Consider the following 25,091-nt stretch of genomic DNA (forward strand, 5'->3'; position numbering starts at 1 on the left):
CAAGGCGCACTTCTCCCGTCTTGACCTTTGGGTGACCTTGGGGTGGGTTATGACACGGGCGCAAAACCGCCGTAATGGCTTTTCCACCCGCCGGTCATCATCCGGCGATGTTGCCACCGGATCGGTCTGTCTTTGTGCTGCTGCATCATCATCACTTTCATCTGGCCCCAAACGCAAAAACCCGCAAAGCGAATCACGCTTTGCGGGTTTTGGTCCGGGCGCTTTTATCCCGTTGACTTTTCTTTTCTACCACAACAAAAAGAACAAATCAAGAACTTTCTTTGGGCTGCTCAAAAAAACACCGGCCAGAATTTCCGACCGGTGAGAGAGTTTGGCTGTCTGCAAGACAGCAGGGAGACACGGGAAAACGAAACAGAGTGTGCAGTTACCCGTTGGCGGATTTGCCAGTCGGGGTGGCAAAGGTATCGGCATAATCCTTGCGCAACTGGGCCTTTTGAATTTTACCCATCGTGTTGCGCGGCAATTCGTCAAGCATCCAGATGCGTTTGGGCACCTTGAATTTTGCAAGCTTGTCCTGGGTGCGTTTGATGATCGCGTCTGCATCGGGCTTGGTGCCCTTGGCCGGGACGATCACCCCGGCAACCGCCTCGCCAAAATCGGGATGCGGCAGGCCAAAGATCGCGACTTCCTCGACCTCGTCATATTCGGCAATGATTTCCTCGACTTCCTTGGGATAGACGTTGAAACCACCCGAAATGATCAAATCCTTGTCGCGCCCGACAATGGTGACATAACCGTCTGCGCCGATGGTCGCCAGATCGCCGGTGATAAAGAAACCGTCCTTGCGAAACTCGGATGCGGTTTTTTCCGGCATCTGCCAGTAGCCTTTGAAAACGTTGGGCCCGCGAACTTCAAGCACACCGATTTCACCGACGGGCAGAACATTGCCATCCTTGTCGCAAACCCGCGCCTCGATCCCCGGAAGGGTCGGGCCGACCGCCCCCGGACGGCGTTCGCCCTCCAGCGGGTTTGACGTGTTCATGCAGGTTTCGGTCATGCCGTAACGTTCGAGGATCTTGTGCCCGGTCCGCTCAAAGAACGCATCATGGGTTTCCGCCAGAAGCGGTGCCGAACCCGACACGAACAGGCGCATATTCGCGACCAGATCCTTGTCAAACTTCGGATGCGCCAGAAGCCTTGTATAGAAGGTCGGAACCCCCATCAGAACCGTGGCATTGGGCAGGCGTTCCACCACGTCATCGGCATCGAATTTCGGAAGCAGGATCACCTTGCCGCCATTGACCAGCATGATGTTGATCGCAACAAACAGGCCATGCGTGTGAAATAGCGGCAGGGCATGTAAAAGCGTATCACCCGGCTTGAAGCCCCATGCCTTATGCAGGGTTAACGCGTTGGACCCCAGATTGCCATGCGTCAGCATCGCCCCCTTGGACCGGCCCGTCGTGCCCGACGTATACAGAATGGCGGCAATGTCATCCTTGGTCACGTCGGCGACGTCGCCATGCGGTTTGGCATTGGTGGCCAGATCATTCAGCGTGCCATCGCCCTTGTCGCCAAGCGACAGGACCGCACCGACATTGTTCTGCGCGCCAAGGGTTTTGGCGGCATCAATATGGGCCGGACGGCAGACAAAAACGCGCGGCGCGGCATCGCCAAGGAAATAGGCGATTTCATCACCGGTATAGGCCGTGTTCAGCGGCAGGTGAATCGCGCCAAGCTGAAGGCACGCCAGATAAAGCGCAATCACATCGGATGATTTGTCGATCTGGGCGGCAACCCGGTCGCCCTTGACCACGCCATGATCGGCAAGAACCGTGGCATAACGTGCGGTACGATCCAGCAACCAGGCAAAGCTGCGCTCGGTGCCATCACGTTCGATCAGGAAGGTACGCGCGCGATCCGCCGGGAAACGTTTGGTAAATTCGTTGAAAAGATTATCCGACATGGTTCTGTCCTAGTTTCCCGTAAGCTGCATGACCGATTTCGAAACGGCGATTTTGCCGTCATTCATCAGCGCTTCGTGGTTTCGTTCAATATCATCAAGGTGATAGGCGTAATTGACCATCATCCCGCCTGCCTGACGCAAGCCTTTGGACGACGTATCGCCCAGCCAGTTCAGGCGTTCAAGCTGTGCCCCATTGCCAAGATGGAAGCGTGCGGTGGGATCAAGCGGCGATTTGCCGCGCTTGCAGGTCGCAAGATAGCGCGCACACAGCATCATCGCCGGTTTTTTCAGTTCGGCGGTTTTTTCCGCATCCTCGATCCAGCTGTCGTCTTCCATCGCGGCAAGGACGATGGCGGCGATATCGGCGTCGTCAGACTTGCTTTTCTGGCGGGTGCGCAGCCATCCCATGAAGCCCGGAATCGGCGACAGGGTGGCGAATTGTCTAAGTTTCGGGAACTCGCGTTTAAGCTCCTCGACCACCTGTTTGATCAGGAAATTGCCAAACGAAATGCCCTTAAGGCCCGATTGGCAGTTGCTGATTGAATAGAAAATCGCGGTATTGGCCTTTTGCGGGGCCGTTTCATCGATTTCCGGTGCCAGAAGCGCCTGAACACTGTCAGCAAGGCCATGCACAAGGGCAACTTCGACGAAAATCAGCGGATCATCGGGGATCGCCGGATGGAAAAAGGCAAAGCACTTGCGATCCGTTGCCAGACGACGGCGCAGATCATCCCAGCCCTGGATTTCATGAACCGCTTCGTAGCGGATCAGTTTTTCAAGGATGGAGGCCGACGTATCCCAATCGATATGACGCAGTTCAAGGAAGCCCCGGTTAAACCAGCTTGTCAGCAGATGCCCCATATCGGCATCAAGCGGTTCAAGATGGCGGTTTTCCTTGATCAGACCCAGAAGCGTTTCACGCATGTCGACAATCGCACGCGTACCGCCCGGTGCCATGTTGATCCTGCGCAGAAGCTCCTGCCGGGCGGGTTCCGACGCATGGGTCAGAACCGCCAGATTGGCTTCGGACGGATCCTTGGCAAAGGCTTCGGCGGCCTTTCTGACTTCGGTGCGGTTGGCGCTGAAATCGTTCTGCATCATTTCAAAAAAGCGCAGATGATCCTCTTCGGGCAGGGTTTCCCAAAGGCGCACCACTTCGCGCGCAACGGCGGTGCCGCGGGCTTCGCCCTTTTGCGACACAAGGTCCTTGCACATTGCCTTTAGCTGGGCAAACGGATCCTGCGGTGTCGAAAGCGGCAGGTCAAGAAGCTCCCGGCCGCGATCGGCAATACTGGAAATCCAGCTTCTAACGGAAATTCCGGACATTTTAACTTCCTCCTATGACCGTTTCGGGAAGCCATGTGGCAATTTGCGGGAAGAAGCACAGGATCACGATGGCAACCACCATGCACAGCACATAGGGCATCGCACCTTTCAGGATGGTTTGCAGGCGGATGTCAGGTGCAATCCCGTTAATGACATAAAGGTTCAGGCCAACCGGCGGCGTGATCAGGCCGATTTCCATGTTGATCGTCAGGATCACCGCAAACCAGTAGGGATCAAAACCGGCATTGACGATCACCGGCAAAAGGATCGGGGCCGACATCAGGATCACGGCAACCGGCGGCAGGAAGAAACCGCTGATCAGCAGGAACACGTTGATGAATCCCATCAGAACCCAGCGGTTGACGTCAAGGGCTGAAATCCACTGTGCGATGGATTGGGTGATGAACAGCGACGACAGCATGTAACTGAACAGACCGGCGGCCCCGATGATCAGAAGGATCATCACCGATTCACGGGTCGTGTCGCGCATGATGTTCCAAAGCTTGCCCGGCTGCCACATGCGATAGATGATCATCGCGACAATCAGGCAGAACAGCGCACCAACACCCGCCGTTTCGGACGGCGTTGCCACCCCGCCATACAGCGCGAACAGAACCGCACAGATAATGACGATGAACGGCAGAACACGCGGAAGGATTTCAAACTTTTCCTTCCAGCTATAGGTCACCGATGCCAGTGCAACCGATGCATTGCCCTGACGCCAGGTCGAATAAAGCGACCAGGCCATGAACAGCGCGGTCAGCATCAGACCCGGCAGAAGACCGGCAAGAAACAGGCGCCCGATCGATGTGTCGGTCGAAATGCCGTAAACAATCATGGTGACGCTGGGCGGGATCAGAATGCCAAGTGTACCACCGGCCGCGATTGACCCGGCGGCAACCGAACTCGGGAAACCGCGTTCACGCATGGCGGGAATGCCCATCTTGCCAATCGCGGCACAGGTCGCCGGTGACGACCCCGACAGGGCAGAAAAGATCGCGCATGCCCCCAGGTTGGAAATGACCAATCCCCCCGGCACACGCGTTAACCAGCGATCCAGCACGGAATACAGATCACCACCCGCACGGGATGATGCGACAACCGCCCCCATCAGGATGAACATGGGGATGGCGAGAACTTCGAAACTTTCGAGTTTGGAAAACAGGATTTCAGGCAGCAGCGGCAGCGCACTTGCGCCATCGAAAATCCAGATAAACCCGACACCGACCATCAAAAGACCGATCCCGACCGGAATACCGGAAAACAGGATCAGGGTGGTGACAATGCCAACGAGCGCGGCAAGAGAAAGCGGATCCATTGCACCGGCTCCTTAAAACGGGTTGTCTTCGATATGGAAGGCTTTCGACCGGTTGGTCAGAAGGCACATCAGATCGGCGAGGAATTGCAGGAACAGCAGGCCAAAACCGACCGGCAGCATCAGGTAGGGCTTCCACAATGCAGGGGCCCAGATCGACGGTGATTTCCATCCACCCTGATAGGCTTCGATCACCAGTTCGATGCCGTAAAAGGCAAACATCGCACTGATGGCAAGGCCGCACAGCAGGGTCGCAACCGCCAGCAGTTTGCGCGCCCCGCGTTTCAGATACATCGGCAGAAGATCGACATTCACATGCCCGCGCAGCAGCTGCACATAAGGCAGACCGATCAGGGTGCCGCCGATCATCAGGTAAATCACGGCTTCTGTCTGCCAGACGGTCGAGGAATTCAGGATATAGCGGATGAAGACCAACTGGCAGATCAGCAGCATGGCGATGAAGAACATCGATGCCGCGACAACACCACAGGTCTTTGACAGGAAGTGAACGACATTGACTGCGTGATCAAGCGGGCCACGCGGTTTCATCGGATCAGGGCGCGTCCCTGTGCCGGTGCTGCCGGTTTTTTCAGGCAGCGGTTCGACATCGGGTGGCGGCGGGAAACTGTTATGGTTCGACCGCGCGCGCGGTGCGGCATCGCCTTCGTCAGGCAGGTCGACCGGAAGGGAATTGGGAAAAACTGCGTTCGCCACGCTGGGACTCCTGAAGATCAAGCTCGTCGCAAAAAAGCGGAAAAGAAGTGGCGCCGGCATGCATCCGGCGCCACGAGACCATTATTCTACGGCAAGAGCCATATCGAGCAGTTCCTGACCGCCCGGGGTTTCTTCAACAAACTTCGCATAGGACGTCTGTTTGGCAAGTTCCTGCCATGCCTTGAAGTCGGCGTCGGTCAGATCAGCGATTTCAACACCGGCATCCTTGAAAACCTTGACGCTGTTGGCATCTTCGTTACGGGCTTCTTCGGAATAGAACGCCTCGGCCTTTTTGGCCGCCGCGGCAAGGGCATCTTTCTGGGCGTCGTTCAGACCGTCATAGGTTTTCTTCGACATCAGAACCGGCTGATACATGAACCACAGCGCGTTGGCACCCGCCGGGGTGTAGCATTTGACCTGTTCATAAATGCGGTATGAAACGAAGCTGGCAGAACTGGTGTTGGTGGCATCAAGAACACCGGTCTGCATGGCCGGATAGATTTCCGAGCTCGGCATTGCGGCGATGGATGCACCGGCACCCTGAAGCATCTGTTCGAACGATTTGCCAGCGGCACGGATCTGCAGACCTTTGACGTCATCCGGAACCCGGATGCAGCCCTTGGTCGAGGCAAAGCCACCGGCCAGCCAACCCTTGGCAATGGTAACAACCCCGTTTTCATTCAGGAGTTCTTCCATCTTTGCCATGAAAGGCGAGTTGTTCAGGCGTTCGGCGTGGTCATGGTTTTTAACCAGTGCCGGCATCAGCGTCAGGTTGGTTGCCGGAATACGGCCACCGGCATAGGCCAGCGGATAGACGATCATGTCAAGCTGACCGCGTTCCATCGGCGTCCACTGTTCGTTCGCCTTGAACAGCGAGCCGGACGGGAAAATCTGGATTTCGAGATCGACATTGGCCGCTTTGACTTCGTCGGCAATGATCTGGGCGACCTTGTGGCGGACATCGCCGGTCGACCACTGATGCGACAGCTTGAGCGTTTCCGCATCAGCGTTCGAGGACATGCCAAAAGCAGCGATGGACAGGGTAATAGCGGCGACGGACGCCGTAAGAGTACGTTTTAAAATCTTCATCTTTTCCTCCCGGATGAAGCATGCGTTTCTGGATGCATTTGTGACGTGTTGACACGTCTTTTTATTGGTGCGGATTTCGCAATATCAAAAAGCGTTACAGATTTCTGGCATCCTGTCTATGGATTTTTGTATACCAGAAATGTGTATTGCGGTGCCACAGATGTGCGCTCAAGGATTGCAGCCATTTTAGCCGTTTTTTGCCAGATAACTTTTGCGATGCAGCAGAATTTCGATGCAAAGCAGCACGTAAAAGGCTTTGCGCGGTACCATTTTCTATGTTCTGGTATACCACGATTGCAGCGCAAGGATGAGGCTTCTCATGTCACGGAACGGCAAGCTCGCCACCGATCTGGTTCAGAAACTTGAACGCGATATTGTCACCGGTGTTCTTAAACCCGGCGACAAGCTGGACGAGCGCAGCCTGTCGGAACGGTTTGGTGTTTCACGCACCCCGGTCCGCGAAGCGTTACAAACGCTGGCAGGGTCGGGGCTGGTGGCGACCATGCCTCGGCGCGGCACCATCGTTGCCTCGATCACCGTGGCCGATCTGATTGAAATGTTCGAAGTCATGGCGGAGCTTGAGGCAATGTGTGCCCGGCTTGCCGCGCGCCGGATGGCGCGCACCGACATTGAAAAGCTGATCGCACTTGGCAATGAATGTGGCACGCTTCAGGAACATGCAGACGCCGATGCCTATTACGAGGCCAATGTCAATTTCCACGAAGTGATTTACGCCGGATGCCGCAACAGTTTCCTTGAACGTCAGACCAAGAATGTGCGCAACCGTCTCGCACCCTATCGCCGTTTGCAGTTGCACCGGCCCGGGCGCGTGAAAAAATCCAATGCTGAACATTCCGAAATCCTTGATGCGATTTCGAACGGCGATGCCGAACGGGCGGGCCGGCTGATGCATCAGCATGTCGCGGTTCAGGGCGAGGCGTTAAACGATCTTCTGGCCATTGTGCCGCGTGGTTACCTTGAGCCGCTGGCAAGCTAGATTTCTTCGGAACTTTGCGCTAAAACCCGCGCATGGCAAAGAAACGTTTGGATCAGTTGCTTGTTGAACGCGGATTGGTGGAAACCCGGTCCAAGGCACAGGCATTCATCATGGCAGGAAATGTCTTTAGCGGCGAGCAACGGCTCGATAAGCCGGGGCTGCAATGCAAGGAAGACATTTCGCTGACCCTGCGCGGGCAACCCCATCCGTGGGTATCGCGCGGCGGGCTCAAGCTTGAAAAAGGTCTGGCCGAGTTTGGCGTTGATGTCACCGGCTTTACCGGCATCGATGTCGGATCCTCGACCGGCGGTTTTACCGATGTGCTTTTGCAAAACGGTGCGGCCAAGGTCTTTGCGGTTGATGTCGGGCAGGGGCAGCTTGACTGGAAACTGCGCAATGACGACCGGGTTGTCGTGATGGAAAAGACCAATGCCCGTCACATCACGTCCGAACAAATTCCCGATCCCATCGATATCGTCGTCTGCGACGCCAGCTTCATCGGCCTTCGCACAGTGTTGCCCGCAAGCCTCGATCTGGTCAAACCGGGCGGTTGGCTGATTGCATTGATCAAGCCGCAATTTGAAGTCGGCAAGGAACGCGTCGGGAAAAAAGGTGTGGTCCGTGAACCGGAACTGCATCAGGAAGTCTGCGACACCATTTCCGACTGGTTGGCAAATCTGCCCGGCTGGCAGGTGCTTGGCATCGCGACAAGCCCGATCACCGGGCCCGAAGGCAATGTCGAATTTCTGATCGGCGGGCGGAAATCGGCGTAATCAACGCCGTTTCCGGCCAATAGTGATGGGCTTATTTACCGATCACTTTCAGGAAATGATCAATCCCGGCCTGGGCGCAATCCTGATCCTGCGGTGGGGTGCCTGAACTGACGCCGATTCCACCGACAACATCGCCATCAACCGATACCGGCAATCCACCGGCGACAATCGAAAGACGACCGCCGACTTCGGAATCGATTCCGAATGCTGGCATGCCCGGCTGGGCTGCGGCTGCATATTCATGGGTCGCCTTGCGCGCACCCGCGGCGGTGAATGCCTTATCCTGGGCAATGGTGGTGCTGGTCACCTTGCCGCCATCCATGCGTTCAAAGGCAATCAAAACACCGGATTCATCGGTGATTGCAATGCACATCGGAACGCCGATTTCAGTTGCACGGTTGCGTGCACCTTCGATCAGGATTTTGGCATCATCGATCGACAGGCGTTTGATGGTCAGCATCGGGCTTCTCCGGCAGGTTTATCGTTAAAATCACGCATTATGCCGGGGCATCTTATTGTTTGCCGTATTCTTCGATCAACCCGATAAAACGTCTTTTCACATGGTGGAAGCATGCGCAATCACGGGGTCGGTTTAGACCCGCTCGCTGGTGGTGCTTCGGGCTGGCGCAAGGGCGGCAATTGCGCCAAGTGCCAGTTCCCGAACCGCCGGATTGGCCTGTTCGCGGACCAGAAGGGCGATATCGACCTTGGGCAAGTCGGGCAATGATGGATCATCGATAATCTGCATTCCGGCATACTCCGCGGTGCATCTGGGCATTGCGCCGATGGCGTGGCCGCCGTCAACAGCGGTGATGATCATGGAATTGGAGTCGCTGCTGTGGCTGATCCGAAACGCGATATCCTGGCGCGACAGGGCATCGGTCACGTAATGGCGAATGACGCAGCCATCGTGGAACAGCGACAGCCGTAACGGCCGCGCCTGATGATCAAAACCGGCATCGGCCACCCAGACCAAGGGTTCGGATGTGACATGCAGGCTGGGCGTGTCGGGATCGGCGGTCAGAATGGCCAGATCCAGATCGCCATTGGCAACCCGTTTGCCAAGATTTCGGCTGATATCGGCGTGGCAGCTGATTTCCGTGTCCGGCAGGCGGATCGCCGCAATCCGCAAGATTTCCGGCAGGTAAATCGCGGCATAATCATCCGGAAGGCCGATGCGCAAAATCGAGGGGGCAGCATCCAGAAGATCGGCCAGCATCTTGTCATTCAAGCCGATGATCCCTTCGGCATAGGATTTGACGACAAGGCCGGTCGTGGTCGGGGTAATGGCATTGCGATCACGCGTGATCAGCGGCGCACCAACGGTATCTTCAAGCTTTTTGATCTGCTGGCTGATGGCAGGTTGCGTGCGGAAAAGTCGTTCGGCTGTGCGTGTGAAACTTTGCGTATCCAGCACGGTCAGAAACGTTCTGAGCAGATCAATATCGACATTGAGAAGAGCCATAAGCGCAATTTATCCCGACGATAAGGCGAAGCAATTTCACATCGATATAGCACCGCTGCAAGATAAGCGCTATCAGCCAAGGCGCATTTTGCACAACCAGCACATCGCCCCCCGTTCCGAAAGACCAGACCATGCCCCATGTCTTGCCCGACATCCTGCGCAATACCGGAAACGCATCTGCTATTCCCTCCGCCACCACGGAAATTGCACCGGGAACCGAAAGGGTCACGCCGATGGTCCAGTCATCATTCTGGGCCATTTTAACCCTCGTAGTTGCGGCAATCCTTATGGGGCTTGGTCCGATTTTTGTGCGGTTCAGCGGTGTGTCACCCGATGCCTCGGCTTTCTGGCGTGTTGCGCTTGCTGCTCCTTTGCTGGGCGCGACCGTCTTCTTGATGCCGGCAGGATCATCAAAACCAGCGGTCGGAAATGGTGTTTCCGTGCGCAAGCGTGATACGGGTTTGATGATCCTTGCCGGTCTTTTATTTGCCGCCGATCTGGTCGCCTGTCATATGGCGATCGAAATGACGACGGTCGGCAATGCGATTTTGCTTAACAACCTTGCACCGGTGATTATCGGGTTTCTTGGTCTGTTTGGCATCGCGCGCAAACCCGGCGTGATGTTCTGGTACGGGGTGCCGTTTGCGATTATCGGCGGTTATTTCCTGTTTCGGGCCAGTGAAACCGGCGCAGGATCGATGCAGGGTGATGCCTTCGCCGTTCTGGCGGCCTTTTTCTATGCCGGATATCTGATTGTCATCAGCCGGTTGCGCCGCAATCACAGTGCCGCATCAATCATGTTCTGTAGCACCCTGACCACCATGATCGCCTTGGGCGTGATGATGATGATCAAAGGCAATTTCGTCCTGCCGCCACATATGACAGGCTGGCTGGCGCTGATCGGTCTTGCGATGCTGGTGCATTTTTTGGGGCAGGGGATGGTGTCGGTCGGGTTGAAGCGCGTGGACGAGGCGACCGGATCAATGATCCTGCTGTTGCAGCCCTTTGTCGCCTCGATCCTTGGGGCTGTCATCCTGAGCGAGATGCTCAATCAGTGGCACATCATGGGCAGTGCGGCGGTAGTTGTGGCCCTTCTGATCGCGACTCGTCGTCGCCGTACGCTTTAGGCTTGATTTTGGCACTATTTGGCAATCATGAACCAAAGGGTGCCAACCGGCATCAGGGTTGCTGCAATGCCCAGCATCGTCCAAAGCCTTACACATTTATCATAGGCATCTGGCATGATGGTTTCACCCGCCGCCACCGTCTTGGCGGCAATCCGCGACATATATAGTTGCAAGGGCAAAAGCCCGACCAGCCAAAGGGTTGCCGCCATGGCAAACAGACTGATGCCAATCGTCAGATGCGGGCTATCGGAAAGCGAAATGCCCCCGGCATGAAAAAGACCAACCCCACCAATCACCACCAGAGCCGCGCCAAAGGCGGTAAAGGCCAGATCGGTAACATTCACCAACCGGCAGGCAAAGGCGATGATCACCGGGTTTCTGGTGCGGTCGGCCAGGCTTTTCCATACCGCCGTAACGATGATATTGCCCAGAAACAGTACGGCACCCAGAAGGTGAATGAATTTAACGGTGGTATATTCCATCGCGGACAGCCTTCGAATTTTGGGATATCGGAATCGGAAATTTCAGATCAGGTATTGTCCGGTGCGGTCAGGTCCTCGGCAAGCAGGCCCAGAACAAAATCATCCAGTTCCTGATCGGCAGGCGGGACAATCATGCCGTCAATCACCAGCATGGCGATACCATGTGCGCGGCTCCATGCGGCCAGCGCGCGGTTATAGGCGGTGGCCGCCTCGTTCAGGGTCATGTCGGCACGGCGATCAACCGATGTAACGGCGCGCTGCAACACATCAAACGCATTATCGGCTGCTTCGCGAAGTTCGGGATATTGATCCAATGGCGGGCGTTCCCGGCCAAAGATCAGGCGAAAATGTTGCGGGAAATCGACTGCGAAATGCACATAGGCCGCACCAAGCGCCATGATGCGCTCTTCGTGTTTTTTGATATTTGCAGCAACATTTTCAAGCCGTTCGGCAAAGCGTTCAAACGCATCAATCGCTACTGCCGCCAAAATGCCATCCTTACCGTCAAAATGGCGATAGGGTGCTGCTTCCGAAACACCGGTAAGCCGCGCCAGACGTCGCAACGACAGGCCACTTGGGCCTTCTTCGGTCAGGATGTTTTCAGCTTGCTGTAGAAGGACATTACGGACGTCGCCGTGGTGGTATTTCCCCATAAACTCGTATCTCGATTTTCTTATGTTAACTTTGTTAACTTTAACAATCGACAGGCCATGACACAAGCAAAAAAGGACCGTCAATGTGACGGTCCAGTTTGGCGCTGTCGGGGATTATGGAATTGTGGAGCCGGGCTTAAAGCACCGCTAAAATCCTGAACGCTAGGTTGCCGGAGGCGGCGATGATGTGGCTTCATCATCTTCATTCTGGGCCGCAGATATTGAGGATGCGTCATCGCTAACGGTTGCCGGTGAAGTTGCGGCAGGGTCCTGGCTGTTATCGTCGGCTTTGCTGTCATCGATTGCAGCGTCACTTTTGGGCGCAGTTATCGCTGTGGCTGTGGCTGCGGCTTCTGTTCCGTTTTCGGTTGGCGCTGGCGCATTACTACCCGTTGGAGACTCTGCCGCCGTGGTATCGGCAAGTGCGCCAGTGGTGGCGTCGGGCTTAGAAGATGCCGTTGTGTCATCTGTTGGTATCGAACCTGCTGCGGATGAGTCGGACGTGCTTCCTGCGTCCGCACCGGTTTGACCGGCAGGCTGCGTGGCCGAACTGTTGGTGCCGCCATCCGTTACCGTATTGGTGCTGTCGCCTGTTGCAGAAGGTGCAGGGGCTTTTTGTGGCTCATCGACTGCGGTTGGTGTCGCATTGCCAGTATCGGTCGTGCTCGACGGCATGTCTGGCGTGGTTGCAGCGGATTGTTGGTTGCTGGTGCCTGTATCAGATGCCAATGGCGCAGAAGACGCCATTTCGGCAGGTTTGTCCTCGGGCACCGGGGCAAGCGTTGCCGAGGGTGAGGGTGGGTTTGATGATGTTTTATCGTGATCCGGGCGGATCAGGAAGCGATTGGACAGAATATCGCGTCCGACCAGAAGCGGCTGGGTGATGCCCGCCATTTCAAGCAGGCCAAGCTCGACATCACAGACGACATCGCGCAGGACCAGTTTCGTTCTGATTACAGGCGCACGCACAGGTGTGCTGTTGGCGTTGGTGGTAACCTGTCGGAAGGCGGTCACCGGCATCGCCAATCGCCAAGTGATCTGGCGTTGAGTGATTTTGGCGGTTGGATCAGGGGCACTGTCGACCGTGAGCGAGAAGGAAACGCTGCCCACGCTTTCGTCTTTTTCGTCATCAGAGGAACCGGCGTTGCTATCGCCGTCGCCTTCGGGTTGCTCGATGGTCAGATCGCTGACGAAAAGGCAGCTTTGCGGCGCTGCGCCAAGGATCATGGCGGGCAGGGCCGCAATGCCCCAATCGGGCAGATCGACCGGCTCATCAGGATAAAGAACTGTTCTATTGCCCAAGCCAGCATCCCGACCGGCTGCCTTGGAGGCCGGGGCCGGTTTGTTCGCGGATGCAAGCAGAATCAGGGCTTTGTACAATGTCGGGTTCATACACCGATGACGGTGCAACAGGCTGCTTGTGACAGACTATTTGTGCGATTTCACGCAGGAATTAGTTGTTGATTACTTGTTGCGGTTCCAGCCATCACACTGGCCTCGATGGCGCAAAAGATGATCGGCCAGAACGATGGCTGCCATAGCCTCGCCCACCGGAACGGCACGAATGCCTACACACGGATCATGGCGGCCCTTGGTGACGACATCGACATCCTTGCCGTAAATATCGACACTTTTACGCGAGGTCAGGATCGAACTGGTCGGTTTGACGGCAAAACGCACAACAACATCCTGCCCGGATGAAATCCCGCCCAGAATGCCGCCCGCATGGTTGGAGCCAAAGACCGGCTTGCCATCTTCGCCCATGCGCATTTCATCGGCATTTTCGATACCGGTCAGTTCGGCGGCCTCAAATCCGTTGCCGATTTCAACACCCTTGACTGCGTTGATTGTCATCATCGCCTTGGCCAGATCCGCATCAAGCTTGTCATAGACCGGATCGCCAAGTCCGACCGGCACGCCAGAGCAGACAACTTCTATTACTGCACCGACCGATGATCCGTCCTTGCGCAGGCCATCAAGATATTCTTCGAACACCGGAACGGCGGCTGCATCGGGGCAGAAGAACGGATTGTTATCAACCTCGTCCCAGTTCCAGTTGTCGCGATTGATTTCCTTGGTGCCCATCTTGATCAGGGCACCGCGGATTTTGATATCATCGCCAAGGACTTTGCGCGCAATCGCCCCGGCGGCAACCCGCATCGCGGTTTCGCGCGCCGATGATCGTCCGCCACCGCGGTAATCACGGATACCGTATTTTTCCCAATAGGTGTAATCGGCATGGCCCGGGCGGAACTGGTTTTTAATCTCGCCGTAATCCTTGGAGCGCTGATCAACGTTTTCGATCAGAAGTCCGATAGGGGTGCCGGTGGTTTTGCCTTCGAACACGCCGGACAGGATTTTGACCTGATCGGGTTCGCGGCGCTGGGTGGTAAAGCGCGATTGTCCCGGTTTGCGTTTTTCAAGAAACTGCTGGATGTCTTCTTCGGTCAGGTCAAGAAGCGGCGGCACACCGTCAACGACGCAGCCAATCGCCGGGCCGTGGCTTTCGCCAAAGGTGGTGAAGCGAAACAGGGAGCCAAAACTGTTGCCAGCCATTTCCGATATCCAGAATTCAGGTGTTTGAAGACAATACGGGCTGCCAGTAAGGCAGCCCGCAAGATCATATCATGTTCGGATCAGGATTTCTGAACATTGATATCCGGTGCGTCTGCCTGCTTCATGCCGACGGTATGATATCCGCAATCGACATGATGGGTTTCGCCGGTAACACCGGTCGAAAGGTCCGACAGGAAGTAAAGGCCCGATCCACCAACATCATCAAGAGTGACGTTGCGGCGCATCGGCGAATTATATTCATTCCATTTCAGGATATAGCGGAAATCGCCAATCCCTGACGCGGCAAGGGTCTTCATCGGACCGGCCGATATGGCGTTGACACGAATACGATCCGGGCCAAGGTCATTGGCAAGGTATTTCACGCTGGCTTCCAGTGCTGCCTTGGCAACGCCCATGACGTTGTAATGCGGCATCACCTTTTCCGCCCCGTAATAGGACAGGGTCAGAAGCGAACCACCATCTGTCATCAGCTTTTCCGCGCGCTGTGCAATCGCGGTAAAGGAGTAGACCGAAATGTTCATCGACATCGCAAAGTTTTCCGGCGAGGTATCGACATAGCGACCGCGCAGTTCGTTTTTGTCGGAAAAACCGATGGCATGCACGACGAAGTCCAGCTTGCCCCATTTTTCTTTCAATGTTTCAAAGACGGCGTCCATGCTGGCCGCGTCGGTCACGTCGCAGGGCAGAACGGTGTCGCTGCCAACAGACTCCGCCAATGGGCGGACGCGCTTTTCAAGGGCTTCACCCTGATAGGTAAAAGCAACCTCGGCGCCAGCGGCGGCCACGGTACGCGCAATCCCCCAGGCAATCGATTTATCGTTCGCGACGCCCATGATCAGGCCACGCTTGCCAGCCATCAGGCCAGAAATGTTTTCGGCGGAAAAGCTCATTTTCCCTCTCGTTCCCACGATCTCTCTCTGGCAGGCATGCAGCGCGGAACAAAGCTGTGGCCCACACAGGAGGCATTTGACATTGGGCGCATCCTACACAAAGCGAAGCCAAGGTCAATCTGGCCTGTTTTATCTTGTGCGGTCACGTTATCCTGTTGATCAGTTACACTATAACCAGAAATCGTGCAGGGATAAGTGTTTAATGGTTCCAATCGGCCAATTACTTAAGGACCGCACTGGATTTTGGCGCTACGCCATTATGCGATTTGTGCATGACAAATCCGTCGAGCGCGCAGCGGGGCTTTCTTATACAACCCTTCTTGCCATGGTTCCGTTCCTTGCTGTTGCGCTTACGGTATTGTCGGCCTTCCCGGTTTTTGAACAGTGGAAGGACCAGATCATGGGCGTGGTCCTGAACAATTTTCTGCCCGAAACGGGCGAACAGGTGACAGGTTACCTCAGCAATTTCCTTCAGAATACCGGCCAGATGACAGCGGTGGGCACGATTGTGCTGGCCTTGACCGCGGTCATGCTGCTTGCTGCGATCGAAGGTGCGATGAACGATGTGTTTCGCGTTACCACTCCGCGCAAACTTTTGGCGAAACTCGTCGTTTTCTGGACCTTGCTGACGGTCGGGCCGATGTTGCTGGGGCTGAGCCTTTCGGTGGCATCCTATATTTTTGCCATGCGCTATATGGTCGGGGCCGACGGGCTGGGTGAACATATCGGGCAATTGACGTTTTTGGCCCCTTTCCTGCTATCCTCGATTGCCTTCTCGCTTTTGTTTATCGGCATGCCGAACCGTTCTGTCGTGATCATTGACGGTATTTTGGGCGGCTTGGTGGCGGCTGGATTGTTCGAGGCGCTTAAAAAAGGGTTCGGGTATTACGTTATTAATTTCCCGACCTATCAGACGATCTATGGCGCCGTGGCGATTGTACCGATCTTCCTGTTATGGATGTATCTGACCTGGATTGTTGTGCTGCTGGGCGCACAGGTTGCTGCCGCCCGATCCGAATGGCGTGCGGCACGTGCCGCTGGGCTGATCCCCGATCCGCGGGGTGCCGTGCCCGGCCATATGGAACGCATTATCGCGGTGTTACGCGTTCTGGAATATTTGCAACGTGGTTTCCGCGAAGCAACCAAACCGCCGACCTATCGCCGCATGTTGCGCGAAACCAAGCTGGGCGGGCGGGATCTTAACTGGGCCTTGGCGGCCCTTCGGCGTGAAAAGCTGATTGAACGGTCCGAAAGCCACCGCTGGCTTTTATCAGGCGATCTGTCGCGGATCACGCTGGTGGATCTGATGTCCAGACTGGGGCTGTTTCTGGATTATGACCGGTTGCTTCTGGTTAATGCCGATGGCGGTTGGCCAGGAGCCATGCGCGAACGTCTGGTGGAACTGGAAAAAACGCGAAAATCCGTTCTGGATGTTGAAATTGCTGCCCTGCTTGATTTGCCAAAACCCGATGATACAGCCCCCAAGCAGGTTGAAACCAAGCCCGAAGACGGAAAGAAAGACGAAATCGGCCCAAAAGACATGACTGAAATCGTCGATTAAAGTGTTCCGAAGGCATCAAAATACAAGGCCGGGTTTGTGTTCCCCGGCCTTGTTTCGTTTGGCGAATTGTGCTGTTCGTCAAGGTTAGTTTTTGGAAACTTCCTGCGCGATTTCATATAGTGCCTTGGCTATTTCCGCCCGACGTCCGGCATCCGCCGATGCGCGGCTGGGGCGATCGGGTGCGTTCAATGCTTTTTCCAGATAAAACTTGGCTTCGGCGTAATGATCATTCTGAAGCAGGAAATCGCCATAGAAATAGTTGGGGTCAATCCCGTCAGGATTAAGTTCCAATGCCTTTTTCAGGAATTCTTCGGCCTTGCTGTCACTGCCAAAGGCAAGCGGCCATGGCGGCACCTGATAATAAAGCGATCCCAGTGACGTATAGGCCGATCCATCAAGTGCCGTTGGATCGAGGGCAATCGACTTTTCAAACAAATCGCGCGCGTCGTTTACTTTGCCAAGGGCCGAAATGCCGCGCACGATCCCGGCATCGGTCGACAGGACAATACCCTGCCAGATAATGACTTCGGGACTATCCGGATAGAGGTTCAGCAGACTTTCGCCCTCGGTTTCAAGTTGGTGAATGGCTTCAAGCTGCTGTTTTTCATCCGTCATCTGGTACTTGATGCGGGCCCATTCTTCCTGCAGATGGGCAACGCCATTCATGGCCTCGTTATTGGCCGTGTCGGCATTGGCAGACAAAGGCAGGCCAAGTGCAAAGGCGCATATCATGGCAAAACGGGTGATTTTCATGCCGGGTGGCTCCTTGGGTTGGCGTCCTGTTTGTTGGCGATCAGGGGGATTGGTGCAACTACCTGCTCGGCCTTGAGGATTTCTTCGCCGATGGTGGTGTTTTTACGAAGTCCCCTGTCGACGATGCTCGGTATGATGGCATTGATCAGGGCAAAAAGCCGTTCCGGCCAGCCGATCCGAACATCGGTTTTGTCTTGTTCAATCGCATTGACGATCTGACGGGCAACGTCACGTGGATCGTCTTCGGTGACATTTGTGCGACGGTTAAGCAGCCCTGCCTTGCCGCTGTTCATGGTGGTACGAACCGCACGCGGGGCGATGTGACTTATGGTGATGCCCGTGCCGGACAGTTCACGACGCAGCGCATCGCTATATCCCTTAAGCCCGGATTTGGCTGCGACATAGCCGGTCATATGGGGCAACGGGATCAATCCGGTCATTGATCCGATATTGACGATCTGACCGCTACCGCGTTTGCGCATGGCCGGAAGAACGGCCTGGCACAGGCGCATTGGCACCAAAAGGTTCAGCGTCACAAGCGCGTCGTAATCCTGATCTTCGGCATGATTGAAATCATTGATCCCAGCCAGATTGATCAGGATGTCGGGTGTGTGTTCACGCAATGCCTTGCAGGTCGTATCGATGCTTTCCATCAGGTTGCCCTGCGTCGTGCGGTCATAGGCAACGACATTTGACCCGCGTTCGATCAGCAGGTTGACCAGTGGCATGCCAATGCCGCCAGTCGCGCCCGTCAGGAAAACGGATTTTCCATCAAGCAACATTTTTACGTTGTCCTTCATGCGGGATCGCCGCAAACAGATTGGCAAACAGCCGGAAGGTGTTTTGCGCGACTTCGATGATGGCGGCCTGATCAGCCGGATCGGTGACCTGATTGACGGTCTTTTCGAAGAATTTCATGTGTTCAAGATCAAGGGTGCCGTGCGAAAACAGATAGCTGAATGCTGATTTCGGCAAATCAAGGCCGGTCATGACGGCATCCGCACCCTGACTGGCGATTTGGGTGGATGTGCTTTCAAGCATGAAGACCATACCAAGGAAACCGACCGGGTTCTTACGGCTGATATAGTCGTAGTTATAGGCAACCATCACCTGGGTTTCGAGGTTCGGTATCGCGTGGCGGGCGGCTTCGCGGTTGCCACCGGCGGCTTCGATATCATTGAGAATCCATTCTTCGTGGCCTTCTTCTTCTTCGAGATATTCAATGATCGCCTTGTGCAGCCAGCGTTTTTCATCTGGCATACGCGATCCCATTGCCATCAGGAAGGGAACGGTGTGTTTGACATGGTGATATGCCTCCGTCAGGTAGGCGACATAGGTTGACCGTGAAATGCGACCTTGCAGGCCATCAACAAGCTGGGGAACGTGATAAAGGGACGCGCGGGCTTCGGCGGTTTCGGCAACAAGGCGATCATAAAAATTCATGGTTTTCTCCGGGACGGACAAGGGGGATGTGTAAAGTTTGGCAATCGCATCGCGGCGCGGGCGTCCGGTGCCTGTCAGGCAGCCGTTTTCGACCGTAAAGGGGGCAACGATGCGGGTATGTTTGATGTGTGCGTAATCGGGCAGGCCAGCATTGGCCGCGGCAACCGCGGCACTTACATCGGCGGTCGGACCGGTCGGAACGATCAGGGCGCTTAGTTCCGGTTCCCCATCGCCAAAGACCATGGCCTGATAGATGCCTGGCTGGGCCAAAATGGCGGCTTCGGGCCATTCGGTGGAAATGTTGCGCCCAAACGATGTGATCAGGACATTTTTGCGTCGCCCTGTCACACAGACGAAACCATCGTCATCAATCTGCCCGAGATCGCCGGTTGCAAGAAAGGCCGGTGCTGCTTCGCCGACATAGCCAAGGAAACCGGGATTTTCGATGATGATTTCATCGTTGGAAATCTCGGCCTTTACATGGGGCAAAAGCGTTCCGGTGGTGCCGGGCTTATCTTTGCCCGGTACATTCATTGAAACGACCGATGCGCATTCCGAAAGACCATATCCTTCGTAAACCGGAAGCCCGATATGGCGGGCCTTGGCAATCAGGGCAGGATCAACACGCGATCCACCAACCGCAATGAATTTAAGGTCAGGAAGGCGACCCTTGCGGATGACCAGCATCATCAGCGCACGCAGGATTTCAGGCACCAGAATGACCGATGTCGCGCGGGTATCCTTAAGGATTTCGTGCAGGCCCTGATATTGCGCCCCGAACTGGCCAAGCGGTGTCAGGGTAATGGTACACCCGGCCAGAAGACCGGCATAAACCCCCGCGACATTTTCCAGAAGTACTGCAAGTGGCAGCACACAGGCATGGGTGCCAGCAAAATCATCGCCCAGCATCGCGTGGATCGAAGACGCAACAGTGATCATCGCCGATGTGGGCAGGCAAACGCCCTTTGGCGTACCAGTGGTGCCGGATGTGAAGGTGATTTTTGCCGTGCCATCGGGGATGTCGGGCGAACGCGACTGCCCTGTTTCCGCCATTCCATTAGCCGTCAGCATGTGGGTGATGCCCGCGGTCACAATTGTGTGATTGATCTGATCGCGGGTGAAAAATGGCGGGATCGGGACGCATACAATACCGGCCGATAGGGCGGCAAGGTCCCAGACCAGCCAGTCGATCCCGTTATCAAGTGCTATACCCAGTACATCGACATCTGCAAGTTCAAGACAACGTGCGTCGATCAGGTCGGAGAGGTCGCCATAGGTTACGCTATCATCGCCTTCGCGGAGCGCGACTTGATCGGCGTTATGGGTGCGGATGCATTCGAACAGCATGATTATTTCTCGCCGTTATGTTGCAGATGGGGATAAAGGCGCGGGCGCATGTGGGTGTATTCTGCACCCAGCAATGTCTGAAGGCGGCGATAACCATGTTCGACCGAACCAGACAGAACATGCGGGCACGTGTCGTAATACCGGCCCCAGTCGATTTCGTTTTCCGTCAGGCATGATGGATCGGCATGGGCGTGGCGAACGGGCTTGAGTCCCATTTTACGCAGGCGTTTTTCGATACTGTCGGTGCCGGTCACAACCGCCTGTTTAAAGCCGTTATGGTGCAGATAGGCCGACAGTGCCGCAAACAGGAAGGACGACGCCCCACCACCCGAGGACGCCAGATTGCCGATCTCGACAATCTGATGGCGCGGTACACCAAGGATCACTTCGATTGGCGCGGGCAGATATTGTTCAAGAAACAGCGGCCCATGCCCGGCTGACCGGAAACCAAGGGCGGCGACGATCCGTCCGGCATCGTCGCGGACACTCATCAGGCTGCCATATTGCACGCGGATCGCGGCGTCATAGGCATCGGCATAGATATTGGCGATGAATGTTTCGACTTCTGGTCGTTCTGTCGCCAGAAGTGTCAGCACCGAAATGGCACAAGCACGCATCTGCAGATGATCCAGAAAACCGCGTTTCTGGAAACTGAGCTTGGCGGCGGGGAAACCGTTTTCATTATAATTCAGGTGAAGCATGCCATTGGGCCTTCGACTGCGTTGATAGCGCATTCTTGGCCCGGAACCTGACAGGAACCTGAATGAGGGGTTGTTAAAGCAAAAACCTTGGAAATGTTACTTTAGCGGGCAGTGTTTTCTGAGGCATTGCCGGGGATTTCGATCTTTACCGTACCATCGGAACTGCGTAGATGAAGGTCGCGCTGCGGGAACGGAATTTCGATCTCGTTTTCCTTGAAGCTATCCCAGACATTGAGCAATACCTCGCTGATGATATTACCACGTCCGTTTTGTGGATCCGTGATCCAGAGGCGGATTTCAAGATCGACCGAATTATCGCCAAAGCCGCGTAGCAGTGTGTTCGGGCCGGGATTATCCAGAACGCGTGCACATTTTGCTGCGGCTTCATTGCACAATTTGATCGCGAAATGCGGATCGCAACGATAGGCAATGCCGACCGGAACCTTCAGGCGCAATTTGACGTCCGAGTGGCTCCAGTTTTCCACCTGATTGGTGATAAGGTCTTCGTTGGGGATCAGGAATTCGGTGCCGTCGCGGGTGCGAACGGCGGTGTAACGCGCGCCGAGCGACTGAATCCAGCCAAATGTATCGCCAATCGCAATCACGTCGCCCGGCTTGATCGACCGGTCCAGCAACAGGATCACGCCGCTGATCAGGTTGGCGACAATCCGTTGCAGACCAAACCCGATGCCGACACCGATGGCACCACCAAAGACAGCAAGCGCGGTCAGATCGACACCGATGGTCGAAAGCGCAAACAAAACCGCAATCGACAGCAGCACAAGTTTCAGAAGCTTGGACATAAGCACCTGAACCGATGGCGTCAGGCGGTGAACCTTCTGGATGCGTTGTTCGAAAATGCGCGAGGCAAATGACGCGACCCAAAGCAGGATCGCCAAAGACAGCATTGCCTTGAGGATACCAAACACCGATATCCGAAACTGCCCGATATGAAGGGCTAGGCTGTCCAGCAGATCAATTGCCGGATCAAGCCAGCCGACAATGTTAAGGGCGGCCAGCCCCCATGCGATGATGGCGATACTTCGGGCCCAGACGGGATCATTCACCACCGCTGTGCCCAGACGGATGAAAATCCACGCATTCAGAAGGCTTGCGACAAGGCGCAGGATATTGTGCCGCAGCCCCGCCTGTATCGCGACCGCATCAATAAACCAGATCAGCAGAACCAGAATGATCGGAAACGCCAGATCGGGTAAAACCGCCAGCAACCGACGGAACCCGGCATAGTGCAAAAGCGCCCGCCAGTTTTGTAAGCGCGCCAGTTGGCGCGAAAGCGGCCTGCGCAGCAACAGGGCAGGGATCACCGACAGCAAACATGCCCCGATCTGTAACAGGATCGGAACCAGCAAGATATTGTTGTCCACCCATGCGGCTGCCTGTTCAAGCCAGATCACGAGCTGGTCGGGATTCCAGAATTGCTCCATACGTCCCCTGATTTTGCCCTGTATTATGATTAATGAATGGAAAGCATTATATTTCATATGGTAACGCGAAACCGCCCGCGGGAGATAGGGGGCTAATTCTTCGTGTTTTGGTTGGTTCTGCGAAAGATGCGTCTTTTGGCTTTGGTTTCCTTGACGTTAGATAGCTATCTATCTAAATCTTTAGGGTCAAAAACCTCCTACAGGTATCTCCCCCCATGACAATTTCCAAAGATAGCAATGCATCGCGTGAACAGTTCGGTTTCTGGCTGGGCATGCTTGCCCGGCAATGGCGTGCGGAAGTCGACCGGCGTTTATCGCCCTTTATCCTGACCGAGGCGCGCTGGATCATCCTGTTTCGTCTCAGCACGACCGATCATGACCTGACGCAAAAGGAGCTGGCGCGTATTGCCGGGGTGCAGGGACCGACATTGGTGCGGACATTGGACTGGCTGGAGGAAAAGGGATTGATCGAAAGGCGCGAAGTCCCCGATGACCGGCGGGCAAAAACGGTTCACCTGACCGAAAAGGCCGAACCGGCGCTGCGACAGATTCAGGCGGTCATACAGGGTGTCCGAGCCCAGATTTTTGCCGATGTTACCGATGAAGAACTTGAACATTGTCTGACCGTGTTCAAAAAGATCGGCCGACAGTTCGATGCCTTTGCCGGAAGTGAACAGGACAAGGACATCATCATGGTTGGACGGGGGAAAACCTAAAACCGTTTCCACCGTTTTATATCTACCTGTGAGGCAGTGCTTGGTCGGGTGATCGGTTCCGCAGGGTTTCGCGTTCCCATCGTTCGGTCAGAACTGCGGCCCCAAAGCCGAGCCCGCCAAAGATCGCAAGGCTGATCGCAAGTGCGGGCAGTAAACTGTTTGCGGGCATGAATGTCGGCGAGCCGCCGGGCAATGACAACCAGACCATTGCAGCACTGCCCCATAAAATGCCAACCGCAACCATGCCGATCCCGGTAAAGGCAAGCCGCAAGCGCGAAAGATATTTCATTATTCTGACCTGCGCCGCTCGACTGATCCATCATAATGGATCGCTACGGTTTCCTGTGTCGGGCCATCAAGGGCAAGCGCGATAACATCCGCCGGTTTGCGCCGCAAAAGTGTAACGATATCGCCAGACGGGACCTCGCCGATCACGCTATAACCCGCAACCCGACCGATCTTGCAATCGCGCATCGGGGCAGGGGTGATCATCATTGCCTGTTGTTCTGAAAGGGACAGGTTGCTGACCTGTGCGGCGCGAACGTCAAACCCTTCGGCCTCAAGGCGGTTTTGCCAATCGATGCTGTCTTGGCAATCATTCGTGTATGAAAGTTCAAGCGTCGGGCGCGATGTGCCGACAAATGCGGTCAACCCGATCAGGGCGATACCGGCCAGAATCGTAGAAAGAGCAATGGGTTTCATGACTTCTGCCTTTGTCAGATAAAACTGCAAAGGCAGAATGCCTGTTAGAGCAGGTGCGAGTCTTGAGCCCGGTCAAGCCGCAATCGGGCGTGGCCGGGCTACCCGTGTTAACGTGCCTTGTAAGGATGTTTTTCCGACCATTCTCGTACGAAATCGATCAGTTCATCGTCGCGATCTTCGGGCAACTTGACGGTCAGATGTACATATTGATCGCCGCGTTTGTCACCCCGGTCATATGCTGCACCCTTGCCACGTAGCCGCAATTTCGTGCCGCTATTGGCGTTGGCAGGCAGTTTCATGCTGACCTTGCCATTGATCGTCGGGACTTCGATCGACCCGCCAAGGATTGCTTCGGCCAGGCTGATCGCAAGATCGCAATGCAGGTCATTGCCTTCGCGACGGAAAACCTTGTCCGGGTGGACATGCAGCTTGATCAGCGCGTCACCCGCTTCCCCGCCATTCATGCCGGTCATTCCCTGGCCTTTCAGGCGAAGGGTCTGGCCATCTTCGCTTCCGGCAGGGATGCGGACTTCAAGGCTTTTGCCGCTGGCAAGATTGATGCGCTTGGTCGTGCCGATAATGGCTTCGGCCAGATCAAGGCTAAGCTCATAGGAAATATTGGGTCCTTTGACCTTTTCGGCCTGTCTGCGCCCACCAAAACCACCGAAGCCGCCCCCGCCGCGGCCAGCCTTGCCGAAAATCTCGTCAAAGATATCCTCGGCATTGGCACCGGAAAAACCAAACGGATCACCGCCAGCCTGACCGCTATAACGCGCACCGCCACCACGGCCAAACGGCCCGGTTTCACGGCCATCGGCATCAATTTCGCCCGCGTCATATTTTTTGCGACGTTCGGCATCCCCCAAAAGATGATAGGCGGCCGAAACTTTCTTAAACCGCTCTTCGATCTTGGTGTCACCGGGATTGACGTCCGGGTGCAATTCGCGCGCAAGTTTGCGATAGGCTTTTTTGATTTCGTCCTGGGTGGCGTTTTTGGCAACGCCCAAAGTCTTGTAGGGATCCTGCATCGCCTGACCGGTTGGAAAATGGGAAACGCTATAAGTGTATTATAGGCCTGTATTGGCTGT

Annotated in this window: 26 protein-coding genes; 5 read left to right on the forward strand and 21 right to left on the reverse strand. The window is 55.5% G+C overall.

Annotated elements, in window-relative coordinates; all coding sequences use genetic code 11:
* Positions 1 to 385: 385 nt before the first annotated feature.
* From TH3_RS06670 to dctP, 5 genes are all read right to left on the reverse strand, one after another.
* Positions 386 to 1,927 carry a malonate--CoA ligase gene (locus tag TH3_RS06670; RefSeq protein ID WP_007090877.1) on the reverse strand — a complete coding sequence of 514 codons (1,542 nt, stop codon included), beginning with the start codon at positions 1,925 to 1,927 and terminating at the stop codon, positions 386 to 388.
* 9 nt (positions 1,928 to 1,936) lie between these two features.
* Positions 1,937 to 3,253 carry a malonyl-CoA decarboxylase gene (locus TH3_RS06675; protein WP_007090878.1) on the reverse strand — a complete coding sequence of 439 codons (1,317 nt, stop codon included), beginning with the start codon at positions 3,251 to 3,253 and terminating at the stop codon, positions 1,937 to 1,939.
* 1 nt (position 3,254) lies between these two features.
* Positions 3,255 to 4,571 carry a TRAP transporter large permease gene (locus TH3_RS06680; RefSeq protein ID WP_007090879.1) on the reverse strand — a complete coding sequence of 439 codons (1,317 nt, stop codon included), beginning with the start codon at positions 4,569 to 4,571 and terminating at the stop codon, positions 3,255 to 3,257.
* 12 nt (positions 4,572 to 4,583) lie between these two features.
* Entirely contained in the window at positions 4,584 to 5,282 is a 699-nt protein-coding gene (locus TH3_RS06685) for a TRAP transporter small permease (protein WP_007090880.1), read from the reverse strand.
* Between the two features lie 81 nt (positions 5,283 to 5,363).
* Positions 5,364 to 6,371: a TRAP transporter substrate-binding protein DctP gene (dctP, locus tag TH3_RS06690; RefSeq protein WP_007090881.1), complete on the reverse strand. Its 1,008-nt coding sequence runs from the start codon at positions 6,369 to 6,371 to the stop codon at positions 5,364 to 5,366.
* A gap of 319 nt (positions 6,372 to 6,690) precedes the next feature.
* Here dctP and TH3_RS06695 point away from each other — a divergent pair, with 319 nt between their 5' ends.
* Together TH3_RS06695 and TH3_RS06700 are read left to right on the forward strand one after the other, a co-directional pair.
* Positions 6,691 to 7,368, forward strand: a complete 678-nt coding sequence (locus tag TH3_RS06695; protein ID WP_007090882.1) for a GntR family transcriptional regulator — start codon at positions 6,691 to 6,693, stop codon at positions 7,366 to 7,368.
* 32 nt (positions 7,369 to 7,400) lie between these two features.
* Positions 7,401 to 8,141: a TlyA family RNA methyltransferase gene (locus TH3_RS06700; RefSeq protein WP_007090883.1), complete on the forward strand. Its 741-nt coding sequence runs from the start codon at positions 7,401 to 7,403 to the stop codon at positions 8,139 to 8,141.
* A 31-nt stretch (positions 8,142 to 8,172) separates the two neighbouring features.
* Here the strand turns inward: TH3_RS06700 and TH3_RS06705 are convergent, their stop codons facing one another.
* The 3 genes from TH3_RS06705 to TH3_RS23040 all read right to left on the reverse strand — a co-directional run bounded on the left by TH3_RS06705 (position 8,173) and on the right by TH3_RS23040 (position 9,865).
* A complete protein-coding gene (locus TH3_RS06705) occupies positions 8,173 to 8,601 on the reverse strand; it encodes a GlcG/HbpS family heme-binding protein (protein ID WP_007090884.1) in 429 nt (142 codons plus the stop codon).
* Positions 8,602 to 8,733: 132 nt separating this feature from the next.
* Positions 8,734 to 9,606, reverse strand: a complete 873-nt coding sequence (locus TH3_RS06710) for a LysR family transcriptional regulator (RefSeq protein ID WP_007090885.1) — start codon at positions 9,604 to 9,606, stop codon at positions 8,734 to 8,736.
* On the reverse strand, positions 9,581 to 9,865 hold the full coding sequence (locus tag TH3_RS23040; protein WP_167710554.1) for a hypothetical protein: 285 nt from the start codon (positions 9,863 to 9,865) through the stop codon (positions 9,581 to 9,583). Before TH3_RS23040 ends, TH3_RS06710 begins: the two co-directional genes overlap by 26 nt.
* Between TH3_RS23040 and TH3_RS06715 the strand changes: the two genes are divergently transcribed.
* Entirely contained in the window at positions 9,840 to 10,733 is an 894-nt protein-coding gene (locus tag TH3_RS06715; RefSeq protein WP_167710555.1) for a DMT family transporter, read from the forward strand. The genes TH3_RS23040 and TH3_RS06715 overlap by 26 nt on opposite strands.
* A gap of 14 nt (positions 10,734 to 10,747) precedes the next feature.
* Here the strand turns inward: TH3_RS06715 and TH3_RS06720 are convergent, their stop codons facing one another.
* The 5 genes from TH3_RS06720 to fabI form a co-directional block, all read right to left on the reverse strand.
* Positions 10,748 to 11,215 carry a DUF2269 family protein gene (locus tag TH3_RS06720; protein ID WP_007090887.1) on the reverse strand — a complete coding sequence of 156 codons (468 nt, stop codon included), beginning with the start codon at positions 11,213 to 11,215 and terminating at the stop codon, positions 10,748 to 10,750.
* Positions 11,216 to 11,262: 47 nt separating this feature from the next.
* A complete protein-coding gene (locus TH3_RS06725) occupies positions 11,263 to 11,868 on the reverse strand; it encodes a TetR/AcrR family transcriptional regulator (RefSeq protein WP_007090888.1) in 606 nt (201 codons plus the stop codon).
* Positions 11,869 to 12,030: 162 nt separating this feature from the next.
* The gene (locus TH3_RS06730) at positions 12,031 to 13,170 is read right to left on the reverse strand and encodes a hypothetical protein (protein WP_139328279.1); all 1,140 of its coding nucleotides are present in this window, start codon (positions 13,168 to 13,170) and stop codon (positions 12,031 to 12,033) included.
* A gap of 162 nt (positions 13,171 to 13,332) precedes the next feature.
* Entirely contained in the window at positions 13,333 to 14,424 is a 1,092-nt protein-coding gene (gene aroC / locus TH3_RS06735; RefSeq protein WP_007090889.1) for a chorismate synthase, read from the reverse strand.
* Between the two features lie 80 nt (positions 14,425 to 14,504).
* The gene (fabI, locus tag TH3_RS06740) at positions 14,505 to 15,335 is read right to left on the reverse strand and encodes an enoyl-ACP reductase FabI (RefSeq protein ID WP_007090890.1); all 831 of its coding nucleotides are present in this window, start codon (positions 15,333 to 15,335) and stop codon (positions 14,505 to 14,507) included.
* A gap of 259 nt (positions 15,336 to 15,594) precedes the next feature.
* On the opposite strand from fabI, the gene TH3_RS06745 reads away from it, so the two are divergent.
* A complete protein-coding gene (locus TH3_RS06745) occupies positions 15,595 to 16,896 on the forward strand; it encodes a YihY family inner membrane protein (RefSeq protein WP_233421849.1) in 1,302 nt (433 codons plus the stop codon).
* A gap of 84 nt (positions 16,897 to 16,980) precedes the next feature.
* Here the strand turns inward: TH3_RS06745 and TH3_RS06750 are convergent, their stop codons facing one another.
* The 5 genes from TH3_RS06750 to TH3_RS06770 all read right to left on the reverse strand — a co-directional run bounded on the left by TH3_RS06750 (position 16,981) and on the right by TH3_RS06770 (position 22,585).
* Positions 16,981 to 17,649, reverse strand: a complete 669-nt coding sequence (locus tag TH3_RS06750; RefSeq protein WP_007090892.1) for a tetratricopeptide repeat protein — start codon at positions 17,647 to 17,649, stop codon at positions 16,981 to 16,983.
* Positions 17,646 to 18,449, reverse strand: coding sequence for an SDR family NAD(P)-dependent oxidoreductase (locus TH3_RS06755; protein ID WP_233421850.1), 804 nt, complete (start codon positions 18,447 to 18,449; stop codon positions 17,646 to 17,648). Before TH3_RS06755 ends, TH3_RS06750 begins: the two co-directional genes overlap by 4 nt.
* On the reverse strand, positions 18,421 to 20,439 hold the full coding sequence (locus TH3_RS06760) for an AMP-binding protein (protein ID WP_007090894.1): 2,019 nt from the start codon (positions 20,437 to 20,439) through the stop codon (positions 18,421 to 18,423). The genes TH3_RS06755 and TH3_RS06760 overlap by 29 nt, the downstream gene beginning before the upstream one ends.
* Positions 20,440 to 20,441: 2 nt before the next feature.
* Positions 20,442 to 21,140, reverse strand: coding sequence for a thermostable hemolysin (locus TH3_RS06765; protein ID WP_007090895.1), 699 nt, complete (start codon positions 21,138 to 21,140; stop codon positions 20,442 to 20,444).
* A 101-nt stretch (positions 21,141 to 21,241) separates the two neighbouring features.
* Positions 21,242 to 22,585 carry a mechanosensitive ion channel family protein gene (locus tag TH3_RS06770; protein WP_007090896.1) on the reverse strand — a complete coding sequence of 448 codons (1,344 nt, stop codon included), beginning with the start codon at positions 22,583 to 22,585 and terminating at the stop codon, positions 21,242 to 21,244.
* 215 nt (positions 22,586 to 22,800) lie between these two features.
* Here TH3_RS06770 and slyA point away from each other — a divergent pair, with 215 nt between their 5' ends.
* The gene (gene slyA / locus TH3_RS06775; RefSeq protein WP_007090897.1) at positions 22,801 to 23,301 is read left to right on the forward strand and encodes a transcriptional regulator SlyA; all 501 of its coding nucleotides are present in this window, start codon (positions 22,801 to 22,803) and stop codon (positions 23,299 to 23,301) included.
* Positions 23,302 to 23,323: 22 nt separating this feature from the next.
* Here slyA and TH3_RS06780 read toward each other — a convergent pair whose 3' ends face one another.
* The 3 genes from TH3_RS06780 to TH3_RS06790 form a co-directional block, all read right to left on the reverse strand.
* Positions 23,324 to 23,590, reverse strand: coding sequence for a hypothetical protein (locus TH3_RS06780; protein WP_040059693.1), 267 nt, complete (start codon positions 23,588 to 23,590; stop codon positions 23,324 to 23,326).
* Positions 23,590 to 24,003 (reverse strand): DUF411 domain-containing protein, encoded by a 414-nt coding sequence (locus tag TH3_RS22300; RefSeq protein ID WP_139328280.1) that lies wholly within the window; start codon positions 24,001 to 24,003, stop codon positions 23,590 to 23,592. Before TH3_RS22300 ends, TH3_RS06780 begins: the two co-directional genes overlap by 1 nt.
* Positions 24,004 to 24,110: 107 nt before the next feature.
* Positions 24,111 to 25,031 (reverse strand): DnaJ C-terminal domain-containing protein, encoded by a 921-nt coding sequence (locus tag TH3_RS06790; RefSeq protein ID WP_040059695.1) that lies wholly within the window; start codon positions 25,029 to 25,031, stop codon positions 24,111 to 24,113.
* Between the last annotated feature and the right edge of the window lie 60 nt (positions 25,032 to 25,091).

Origin of the sequence: Thalassospira xiamenensis M-5 = DSM 17429 (assembly GCF_000300235.2) — a bacterium.
GTDB classification, from domain to species: domain Bacteria; phylum Pseudomonadota; class Alphaproteobacteria; order Rhodospirillales; family Thalassospiraceae; genus Thalassospira; species Thalassospira xiamenensis.